The sequence below is a fragment of the Streptomyces mesophilus genome, from assembly GCF_011044995.1.
GTDB classification, from domain to species: Bacteria; Actinomycetota; Actinomycetes; order Streptomycetales; family Streptomycetaceae; genus Streptomyces; species Streptomyces mesophilus.
Genome location: NZ_JAAKZW010000297.1, coordinates 1 through 8648, shown reverse-complemented (window position 1 = coordinate 8648; position 8648 = coordinate 1). Strand labels below are relative to the sequence as shown.

General features: G+C 70.2%; 8 protein-coding genes and 1 pseudogene. 6 read left to right on the top strand and 3 right to left on the bottom strand.

Annotated elements, in window-relative coordinates; all coding sequences use genetic code 11:
- Nucleotides 1-227: 227 nt before the first annotated feature.
- Nucleotides 228-1160, bottom strand: a complete 933-nt coding sequence (locus G6045_RS37090; RefSeq protein WP_165336637.1) for an SCO1860 family LAETG-anchored protein — start codon at nucleotides 1158-1160, stop codon at nucleotides 228-230.
- A gap of 336 nt (nucleotides 1161-1496) precedes the next feature.
- Here G6045_RS37090 and G6045_RS37085 point away from each other — a divergent pair, with 336 nt between their 5' ends.
- Nucleotides 1497-2276 carry a 2-phosphosulfolactate phosphatase gene (locus G6045_RS37085; RefSeq protein ID WP_235968544.1) on the top strand — a complete coding sequence of 260 codons (780 nt, stop codon included), beginning with the start codon at nucleotides 1497-1499 and terminating at the stop codon, nucleotides 2274-2276.
- Nucleotides 2277-2332: 56 nt separating this feature from the next.
- On the opposite strand, the gene G6045_RS37080 is transcribed toward G6045_RS37085, so the two are convergent.
- Complete coding sequence (locus G6045_RS37080; RefSeq protein ID WP_165336636.1) at nucleotides 2333-3427, bottom strand: amidohydrolase family protein; 1095 nt, start codon at nucleotides 3425-3427, stop codon at nucleotides 2333-2335.
- A gap of 307 nt (nucleotides 3428-3734) precedes the next feature.
- On the opposite strand from G6045_RS37080, the gene G6045_RS37075 reads away from it, so the two are divergent.
- From G6045_RS37075 to thpD, 5 genes are all read left to right on the top strand, one after another.
- Nucleotides 3735-4793, top strand: coding sequence for a pyridoxal-phosphate-dependent aminotransferase family protein (locus tag G6045_RS37075; protein WP_165336635.1), 1059 nt, complete (start codon nucleotides 3735-3737; stop codon nucleotides 4791-4793).
- 305 nt (nucleotides 4794-5098) lie between these two features.
- Nucleotides 5099-5626, top strand: coding sequence for a diaminobutyrate acetyltransferase (gene ectA, locus G6045_RS37070; protein ID WP_165336634.1), 528 nt, complete (start codon nucleotides 5099-5101; stop codon nucleotides 5624-5626).
- Nucleotides 5623-6891, top strand: a complete 1269-nt coding sequence (gene ectB / locus G6045_RS37065) for a diaminobutyrate--2-oxoglutarate transaminase (RefSeq protein ID WP_165336633.1) — start codon at nucleotides 5623-5625, stop codon at nucleotides 6889-6891. The genes ectA and ectB overlap by 4 nt, the downstream gene beginning before the upstream one ends.
- A 52-nt stretch (nucleotides 6892-6943) precedes the next feature.
- On the top strand, nucleotides 6944-7348 hold the full coding sequence (locus tag G6045_RS37060; protein WP_165336632.1) for an ectoine synthase: 405 nt from the start codon (nucleotides 6944-6946) through the stop codon (nucleotides 7346-7348).
- A 72-nt stretch (nucleotides 7349-7420) separates the two neighbouring features.
- The gene (gene thpD, locus G6045_RS37055; protein WP_165336631.1) at nucleotides 7421-8317 is read left to right on the top strand and encodes an ectoine hydroxylase; all 897 of its coding nucleotides are present in this window, start codon (nucleotides 7421-7423) and stop codon (nucleotides 8315-8317) included.
- A 29-nt stretch (nucleotides 8318-8346) separates the two neighbouring features.
- Here thpD and G6045_RS37050 read toward each other — a convergent pair.
- A pseudogene (locus G6045_RS37050) lies at nucleotides 8347-8648 on the bottom strand (maleylpyruvate isomerase family mycothiol-dependent enzyme); the annotation flags it as partial.

The window sequence follows — 8648 nt, the reverse complement described above, 5'->3', positions numbered from 1 at the left end:
CGGTGCGGTAGGGGGCGGGTTGCGGTGCGGTAGGGAGCGGGTTGCGGTGCGGCTGCGGGGCCCGCGGCTGAAGGACCGCCTCAAACACCGGCGAGCCTGAACGGGAACAGCAAGGGGAGGGCGGCACAGGGATTTCCGCCCTCCCCTTGCTCAAGCCCCGTACAGCTCAAGGGAGGTCACTGCAGGGACGTTTTCGGGGCCGGTCTCCCGGCCGCTCTGCGTGGGTCCTAGCCGCGGCTGCGCGCGCGGGCCAGGACCAGGGCGCCGCCGCCCAGGCCGAGCAGGAGGACCGCGCCGCCCGCGATGAACGGCGTGCTGGAGCTGCCGCCGGTCTCGGCGAGGTCCTGCCGCTGCTCGCCGGCCGACTGGGCGCGTACGCCGTCGTCCTCGGCCTTGTCCGCGGGCTTCGCCGGCTCGGACTCGGCCGGCTTCGGAGCGCCGGCCGGCGCCGCGCAGGACGCCTCGGCCAGCGCGATCACGCCCTCGACCTCGGCCACATTGAGCTTCAACGGGTTGACGGAGACCTTGAGTTCGAGCGCGGCCGCCGCGGCCGTCTTCGACGTGGTGTGGGTCTTCGAGAGCGTCAGGCTCACCTCACCGACACCCGGGACGGTGACCTTCGTGACCCCGCCCGCGGTGAGCGTGGTCTTCTTGCCGAGCACCGTCACCGAGCCGAGCACATTGGACTCGGCGACCGGCTGCCTGCCCGCTTCGCAGACCGCCTTCGACGTGACCTGCTCCACCTCGATCAGGGAGAGGAGCGGGAGGCCGGGTACGTGGATCTTGGCGTGCGCCACGTTCGAGGAAGCCTCGGCCTTGTGCCGGTCCGTGGTGGCCTTCGCCGTGGCGACCTCCGCGCGCAGCACACTGAACGGCTTGCCCTGGTTCACGCCGTCGAGGTTCACCGTCAACGCGGTCTTCTCCGCCGATTCGGGCGCCTGCACCTCGTTCAGCGTGGCCTTCAGCGGGACCTGCACGGTCTTGTTGAGCAGACCGACATCGAGCTGCGTGCGGAGCACGGCCGCACTCGCGCTGCCTTCGTCGCCCGTGGCGTGGGCGGGAACGGCGGAGGCGAGGGCCACGGGACCGGTGGCCAGCAGCGTCGCCGCGGCGGTCGCGGCGATTCTGCGTGCGGGCATGCGGAAGGTGTTGCTGTTCAAAACGGGAAACCCCCACTGGGAAACATGGTGCAGACAGGGAGCCGCCGACGCACGCGGTACTTCGGGACATGCGCCGCGTCGACGACCTCGACGCCGAGAATCTTTACGCACGGAGAGTGAACTGGCAGACGCGCGGCGTGAGTTCACCCCAAAGTGGGGTTTCCGGCCGTCTATTCGATTTCGGGCGCCTACGCAGACGCGTACGTCACCCGCGTCACCCCCATCGCCCGAACGCGAGCGAATGCGCTGGTTGACGCCCCGGCGCACACCGGAGAGGGCAAACGACCACGCCGACCCCTTGGTTACGGTGCGTCAACCTGAGGCACGATCGGCGGCATGGACGCGACAATCAGCGCCATGGACGCGACGAACGACGAGTGGGCCCGGCAGGACGTGTACGGCGTGCGGTTCGAGTGGGGGCCGTCAGGGGCTCGTCGGCTGGCCCCCGGTGTGGCCTGTCTCGTGGTCGTCGACGTCCTGTCGTTCACGACCTCCGTCGACGTGGCCGTCACGGGCGGCGCCCGCGTCCTGCCGTACGCCTGGCGTGACGCCTCCGCGGCCGCGTACGCCGAGGAGCGGGACGCGGCGCTCGCGGTGGGGCGCGGTGCGGTGTCCGAGGAGAACCCCTGGTCGCTCTCCCCCGCGACCCTGCGCCGCGCCGACCTGCCGCCACGGCTCGTCCTGCCGTCGCCGAACGGGTCGACGATCGCCGCGGCCGCCCCCGCAGGCGTCGAGGTGGTGGCCGCCTGCCTCAGGAACGCGTCGGCGGTGGGCGGTTGGCTGGCCGACGAGGGATACGGCACGCCCGCGCGCCCCGTCGGAGTGATCGCGTCCGGCGAGCGCTGGCCGGACGGTGAGCTGCGTCCGGCGCTCGAGGACCTGCTCGGCGCGGGCGCGGTGATCGCGGCGCTGGGCGCGCGCGACGGGCTCTCCCCCGAGGCGCGGGCCGCGCGAGCCGTGTTCGACGGCACGGCGGACGTCCCGGCGGCGGTACGGGCGGGGGTGTCCGGCCGGGAACTCGTGGAGTACGGGTTCCCTCAGGACGTGGAGGTGGCGGTGGAGCTGGGCGCGTCCGTGTCCGTACCGGTGCTGCGGGACGGCGCGTTCACGGCCTGAACCGGAGCAACCGCGACCGCGACCCCAACCACAACCGCGGCCGCGACCGCAACCACTCAGCCCACCACGACCCCGTTCAGCACCACCCGCCGCGGCGCCCCCAACACCCGTACGTCCGCCCGCGGATCCGTCTCGTAGACCACCAGGTCCGCGGGAGCGCCCTCCTCGAGGCCCGGACGACCGAGCCACGCACGCGCACCCCAGGTCGCCGCGGACACCGCCTCGAGGGCCGGGATGCCCGCGGTCACGAACTCGCCGACTTCGGCGCCGGCCAGGCCGTGCGCGAGGGCCCCGCCCGCGTCGGTGCCCACGAACACCGGGATGCCCGCGTCGTAGGCGGCCCGCACGGTGTCGTAACGCCGCTCGTACAGGCGCCGCATGTGGTCGGCCCAGATGGGGAACTTGGCGTCGCCCTGCTCGGCGAGTTTCGGGAACGTCGCGATGTTCACGAGCGTGGGCACGATGGCCACACCGCGCTCGGCGAACAGCGGGATCGTCTCCTCGGTCAGTCCGGTCGCGTGCTCGACGCAGTCGATGCCCGCCTCGACCAGGTCCACGAGGGAGTCCTCGGCGAAGCAGTGGGCGGTGACGCGCGCGCCGAGCCGGTGCGCCTCGGCGATCGCCGCGGTCACGGTCTCGCGCGGCCAGCAGGCCCCGAGGTCGCCCGAGGAGCGGTCCAGCCAGTCGCCGACGAGCTTGACCCAGCCGTCCCCGCGCCGCGCCTCCTGGGCGACGTACGCGACCAGGTCCTCGGGCTCGATCTCGTGGGCGAAGTTGCGGATGTAGCGGCGGGTGCGGGCGATATGCCGCCCGGCCCTGATGATCTTCGGCAGATCGTCGCGGTCGTCGATCCAGCGGGTGTCGGAGGGCGAGCCCGCGTCGCGGATGAGCAGGGTGCCGGCGTCGCGGTCGGTGAGCGCCTGCTTCTCGGCGACCTCGTCGGGCACGGGGCCATGGGTGTCGAGCCCGACATGGCAGTGCGCGTCGACGAGACCGGGCAGCGCCCAGCCCTCGACGGTGGTCACGTCGCGGGCGCCGGCGGGACGCTCGTACGAGATCCGTCCGTCGATCACCCACAGCTCGTCACGTACGTCCTCGGGCCCGACGAGAACCCGTCCCTTCACCCGCAGCACCGCGCCCTGATCGCTCATGTACGGCAGCGTAGAGGGCCTGTCGTCACCTTCCCCTCGTCCGCCCGCAGGGCGGGCCGCGCGGTGTCCGGTGCGTGTAGCTGCAAGGCGGAGGAGGGAGTGATGGCGATTGGGGCCTCCCCTGCTCGAGCGCAGCCGAGAGCTTGGGGAACATCGCGACCGACGACAACGCCGCAGATGCGCGTGCCGGACACCGCGCGGCCGAGGGGAAGGTGACGACAGGCCCTCAAGGGCACTCGGTACGCTCGGACACGCATCCCGTTGCATCCACCACGCACACCTGAGCCCACCCCCGGAGAGCACGACCATGACGCGCGACCTGCACCCCTTCCTCGACCTGCCCCCGATGAGCGCCGCCGAGTTCGCCGCGGTCGAGGACCGGGTCGCGCGCCTGCTGAGCACCGAGCAGGACGTGGTGATCATGCAGGGCGAGGCGCTTCTGCCGCTCGAGAGCTGTATCCGCTCGGCCGCGCAGCCCGGCACCGTCGCCCTGAACGTGATCACGGGCCCGTACGGGCAGACCTTCGGCAACTGGCTGCGGGACTGCGGCGCCGAGGTGATCGATCTGGCGGTGCCCTTCCACACGGCGGTCACCGCCGAGCAGATCCGCGAGGCACTCACCGCGCGCCCTGACATCGACTTCGTCTCGCTGGTGCACGCGGAGGCCGCGACCGGCAACACCAATCCGGTCGCGGAGATCGGCGCGGTCGTACGGGAGCACGGCGCGCTCTTCTACCTGGACGCCGTCGCGTCGGTGGGCGCGGAGCCGCTGCTGCCCGACGCGTGGGGCGTCGACCTGTGCGTCATCGGGGCGCAGAAGGCCATGGGCGGTCCGGCGGGTGTCTCGGCGGTGTCGGTGAGCGAGCGGGCGTGGAAGCGGTTCGCGGACAACCCGCGGGCGCCGCGCCGTTCCTACCTGTCGCTGCTCGACTGGAAGGAGCGCTGGGTCGACGGCGGCCGCAAGGCGCTTCTGCACGCGCCCGCGCAGCTGGAGATGCTGGCGCTCGGGGCGTGCGTGGACCGGATCGAGGCGGAGGGCCTGGACGCGCTGATGGCCCGGCATGCCGAGGCCGCGCGCGCCACGCGTACGGGCGCGAAGGCCGCGGGTCTCGCGCCGTACGTGCACGACGCGAAGGACGCCGCCCCGGTGGCCACGACGCTGCGGACGCCTGACGGCGTCGACGCCACCGCCGTCGTCGCCGCCGCGCTCGCCGCCGATGCCACGCTGCCGGTCGCGGCGGGCGGCGGGGCGCTCGCGCACGAGATGATCCGCGTCAACCACTACGGCCCCGATGCCCGTACCGACGTGGTGGAGCGCGCTCTCGCGGCGCTCGGGGACGCGGTCCGAAAGATCCGGTCCTCCTGAAATGCGGCAGCTTTAAACACCCTGGCGCACCTCTAATTACATAAAGAATTCATGAAAACGGGAAGCGCATTAACGTGCAGCTTCCCGTTTTGCTTCTGCCCGGTTTTCCGGGGCCTAAACGCAAAGGTTTCGTGTACATCTCGGCCCTGTGACCGACTCCACATCGAGTCCGATTCGGGCGCTAAATCCCGCTCAAAATAGCCCAAACCTGCCGAGCCTCGCCCGCGCGGATAACAGATCAGAGCGCTGGATGTAACCCCCAAGGCCCATGCGATTTCGATTTCCGCTCGGTAAATTCAATCCGCATGACCACTGCACAGGAATTCCGGCTCGACAGCCCTGGCGTGAAGGACGGGGCAGCACTGTGGCGTATCGCCCGTGACTCGAAGACGCTCGATCTGAACTCGTCGTACAGCTATCTGCTCTGGTGCCGTGACTTCTCCGGCACCTCGGTGGTGGCGCGTGACGAGCAGGGGGAACCGGTCGGCTTCATCACCGCGTACATACGACCCGAGCGCCCGCACACCCTGCTGGTGTGGCAGGTGGCCGTGGACGCGGCCCACCGGGGCCGCGGGCTCGCCGCGACGCTGCTCGACGGACTCGTCCGCCGGGTCGTCGACGTATACGACGTGACCTCCGTCGAGACCACGATCACGCCCGGGAACACCGCCTCCGAGCGCCTGTTCACCTCGTTCGCCGAGCGTCATGGCGCCTGCGTCGAGCGCGAAGTCCTTTTCCGCGCCGAGGAGTTCCCCGACGGCAGCGCCCACGATCCCGAAGTGCTCTACCGAATCAGCCCCCTGACCACGCTGACGACCAAGGAGTCCCTGTGACCATCACTCAGCCCGACCTCAGCGTGTTCGAGACTCTCGAGTCGGAGGTCCGCAGCTACTGCCGCGGCTGGCCGACCGTCTTCGACCGCGCTCAGGGCAGCAAGATGTACGACGAGGACGGCCATGAGTACCTCGACTTCTTCGCCGGAGCCGGGTCACTCAACTACGGGCACAACAACCCGGTCCTCAAACGCGCACTGATCGACTACCTCGAGCGCGACGGCGTCGTCCACGGACTCGACATGTCGACGACGGCCAAGCGCGCCTTCCTGGAGACCTTCCAGGAGACGGTGCTCCGGCCCCGTGACCTGCCGTACAAGGTCATGTTCCCGGGCCCGACCGGCACCAACGCCGTGGAGTCCGCGCTGAAGCTGGCCCGCAAGGTCAAGGGCCGTGAGTCGATCGTGTCGTTCACGAACGCCTTCCACGGGATGTCCCTCGGCTCCCTCGCCGTGACCGGCAACGCCTTCAAGCGGGCCGGCGCCGGCATCCCGCTGGTGCACGGCACCCCGATGCCCTTCGACAACTACCTCGACGGCCGCACCCCGGACTTCATCTGGTTCGAGCGGCTCCTGGAGGACTCCGGCTCGGGCCTGAACCAGCCCGCCGCGGTGATCGTCGAGACCGTGCAGGGCGAGGGCGGCATCAATGTCGCGCGCACCGAGTGGCTGCGCAAGCTCGCCGATGTCTGCAAGCGCTGGGACATGCTCCTGATCGTCGACGACATCCAGATGGGCTGCGGCCGCACCGGCGGCTTCTTCTCCTTCGAGGAGGCCGGCATCGTGCCGGACATCGTCACGGTCTCGAAGTCCATCAGCGGTTACGGACTGCCGATGTCGCTCTGCCTGTTCAAGCCGGAGCTCGACGTCTGGGAGCCGGGCGAGCACAACGGCACCTTCCGCGGCAACAACCCGGCCTTCGTCACCGCCGCCGCCGCGCTCAGCGCGTACTGGGCGGACGGCGAGATGGAGAAGCAGACCCTCGCCCGCGGTGAGCAGGTCGAGCAGGCCATGAAGGCGATCCGCGCCGAACACCCCGACGCCACGCGGGAGTACCGGGGCCGCGGTCTGGTCTGGGGCCTGGAGATGACCACCCCCGACCATGCGTCGAAGATCGCCCGCCGCGCCTTCGACCTGGGGCTCCTGGTGGAGACCTCGGGCCCGGAGAGCGAGGTCGTCAAGCTGCTTCCGGCGCTCACCATCACCCCGGAGGAGCTGGACGAGGGCCTGCGCATCCTGGCCCGCGCCATCCGCGAGACGGTCTGACCGCCCCCGGCACCCGCACCCGTATCCGTACAACCGAAGGAAGCAATTCACCGTGATCGTCCGCTCGTTCCAGGAGATCGAAGACACCGACCGGCATGTGAAGTCCGCGTCCGGCACCTGGGAGTCCAAGCGCATCGTGCTCGCCAAGGAGCGCGTGGGCTTCTCGCTGCACGAGACCGTGCTGTATGCCGGTACGACCACGTCCATGTGGTACGCGAACCACATCGAGGCCGTCGTCTGCACCGAGGGCGAGGCCGAGCTGACCAATGACGAGACCGGCGAGAAGCACACCATCACTCCGGGTGTGATGTACCTGCTCGACGGGCACGAGAGGCACACCATGCGGATCAAGAAGGACTTCCGCTGCCTGTGCGTCTTCAACCCGCCGGTCACCGGCCGCGAGGACCACGACGAGAACGGGGTGTACCCGCTTCTTACGGAGCCCGACCCCGTCTGAGACGCCGTTGGGCCCCCCGTCCGAGCCACACGGCAACCACAGGACCGTACGAGAGGAATGGAAGGCACCACCATGACCACCGCACCCGAACGCACCGACCTGTACCCGACCCGCGCCACCGACGAGGTGCTCACCGAGCGGAAGGACCCCGTCGTGTGGTCCCCGCCGGGGGCGCCGGGGCCGATGTCGCCGTCGGAGCTGGGAGGGTTCGAGCGGGACGGTTTCCACGCGATCGAGCAGCTGATCACGCCGGACGAAGTGGGCGTGTACGCGGGTGAGTTGGAGCGTCTGATCTCCGATCCGGTGATCCGCGCCGATGAGCGCTCGATCGTCGAGCCGAAGTCGCAGGAGATCCGCACGGTCTTCGAGGTGCACAAGATCAGCGAGGTGTTCGCGCGGCTCGTGCGGGACGAGCGGGTCGTCGGACGGGCACGGCAGATCCTCGGCTCGGACGTGTACGTCCACCAGTCGCGGATCAACGTGAAGCCGGGCTTCGGGGCCAGCGGGTTCTACTGGCACTCGGACTTCGAGACCTGGCACGCCGAGGACGGTCTGCCGAACATGCGGACCGTGTCGGTCTCGATCGCGCTGACCGAGAACTACGACACCAACGGCGGGCTCATGATCATGCCCGGCTCGCACAAGGTGTTCCTGGGGTGTGCGGGTGAGACGCCCAAGGACAACTACAAGAAGTCGCTGCAGATGCAGGACGCGGGCACGCCCTCGGACGAGGCCCTGACCCAGCTGGCGGACCGGCACGGGATCCGGCTGTTCACGGGCAAGGCCGGTTCGGCGACGTGGTTCGACTGCAATGCGATGCACGGCTCGGGCGACAACATCACGCCGTACCCGCGCTCGAACGTCTTCATCGTGTTCAACAGCGTGGAGAACGCGGCCGAGGAGCCGTTCGCGGCGCCGATCCGGCGGCCGGAGTTCATCGGGGCGCGGGAGTTCACCCCCGTCAAGTAGGGCTCAGAGCCAGGCGACTCGAGCAGGTCTCAGAGCCAGGCGACCCGGGCGGCACGTTCCAGTACGGAGCGTGCCGCCCGCTCGTCTCCGGCCAGGCCGCGGGGGACCTCGCCCGGGTCGTAGCGGCCGGCCAGGAGCAGGCAGAAGTCGACCGGGTCCAGGACGAGTTCGGCCGCCACCGGCTCGTCCTCCGAGCCGAGCACCCACTCCCCCTCGGATCCGTGCCCGGCCACCGTGAGCAGGACGGATACGGAGTCGTCCGCGAGCGCGAGGTCGAGGATGCGCACCCCGAGCCGGACCATGCGCCACAGGAGCGGGTCGGGCGGGGTGG